Source organism: Lacicoccus qingdaonensis (assembly GCF_900101075.1).
GTDB lineage: Bacteria > Bacillota > Bacilli > Staphylococcales > Salinicoccaceae > Lacicoccus > Lacicoccus qingdaonensis.
Genome location: NZ_FNFY01000059.1, coordinates 1 through 1,587, shown reverse-complemented (window position 1 = coordinate 1,587; position 1,587 = coordinate 1). Strand labels below are relative to the sequence as shown.

Sequence of the window (1,587 nt, the reverse complement as noted above, 5' to 3'; positions counted from 1 at the left end):
AGACCAGCTATAAAAAGTCAAGGTTATATTGGGAGTGATTGAGTAAATAATGAGTAGCTAAATTAAGCACGTCAAATAAACCCGATTAAATACAAATTTTAATCAGGCGGCCCCTGTGGTTGGTGATTATCCATCCAGTGGTTAGTGGGGCTTGTAAGGTTTCTTATCCCGCATTATCGCGAAGATGATGTGTGTGAGCTTCCGTGCGACGGCACCGACAGCTGTCCCATGTACTTTGCCTCTGTTGCGTAATTTTTGGTAATACGCAGTTAACGCAGGGTCCTGGTTGCTGGCTACAAATGCAGCTTGCCAGATGGCCCGTCTTAAATAAGGGGAGCCTCTCTTTGATAACTTGGTTCGAGCACTTGTAAAGTCACCAGATTGGTGCACTGAGGCATCCAGCCCGGCAAAGGCAACCAATTGTTCCGGTCTTTCAAAACGCTCAAAGTCACCGACTTCTCCAAGGATGACGGAGGCAGTGACATCACTGATGCCAGTAATTGTCGTTAAGTAATGGTCCTGTGCTCTGGATAACTCAATCATGTTCTCTTCAACTGTTTTTAACTGTTGTTCCAGAAGTTGAATTTGTTCAATCATGAGTTGAATTTGGAGCTTAAAGACATCTGTACCCAAAGCAATACCGAAAGTGTCTGTGGCCAGTTGTTTGACCTGTTCAACTTTCTGAGTCGCTCGCAGGCGGCCTAAGCGTTGTTGACTGACCTGATTGAGTAAATCTGCCAAAGTGTCCGTATCGACATCCAGCAGGTCTTCCGGTAATGGAGACTGTAGGAGCAGCTGTTTTGAGGATTTACCAAAGATATCTGAAAACACCTGATCGTATTCAGGGAACACTTGGTCGAGTACCGCAATGACTTTTCGTTTTATATCAGATACCTGGTCCACAATGCCGTAACGGAAACGTTCCAGTTGTCTTAATCGCATTAAGTCTTCTTCGATAAAAGGTGTTTCTTCTGGCGCATCCATTCGAATCACTTGCGCAATCAAGTATGCATCTCGAATATCTGTTTTCGTTTTTCGGATATAAAAATGTCTGAGTGCATCTGACTGCATCGGGTTGAAGACAGTAATTTTAAAGTCTAAATGTTTTAGGAATGAGAATACAGACAGCCAGTAATGGCCGGTGGCTTCCATTCCGACAGCCACATCGTCTGGTGTTAACTGGTGTTGATTGATAAATTTCAGAAGTTGGTCACTCCCTGCTTTTGTGTTTTTAAAACTCAGGGTCTTACCTACAGGATCACCTGAATGATTAATGAGACCGACTTCATGATTCCGTTTACCAATATCAATACCAAGATAGAACATATTTAACACCGCCTAAAGAAATTAATCAGATGGGGTCATCCTCTAATCTTTATAGACCTTCAGCCTCGTTAGATATGCGATAACAATGTATCATCCAGCTCATGCGAATATTTCTATAAAGACAGAGGCGTCAGTCTAAATTGCGAAGATTGGACTTCAAGGAGGAGAACGACGACCTCTATCTGATTCATAACTATTATACATCAAGAAATATATAACAATTATAGTTAGTAAAAACTAACTATCTTTAATATACGAGGA

Annotated in this window: 1 protein-coding gene; it reads right to left on the bottom strand. The window is 42.0% G+C overall.

The features are described 5' to 3' along the window. Positions 1-141: 141 nt before the first annotated feature. On the bottom strand, positions 142-1,326 hold the full coding sequence (locus BLR15_RS13770) for an IS110 family RNA-guided transposase (protein WP_092988375.1): 1,185 nt from the start codon (positions 1,324-1,326) through the stop codon (positions 142-144). Positions 1,327-1,587 lie beyond the last annotated feature (261 nt).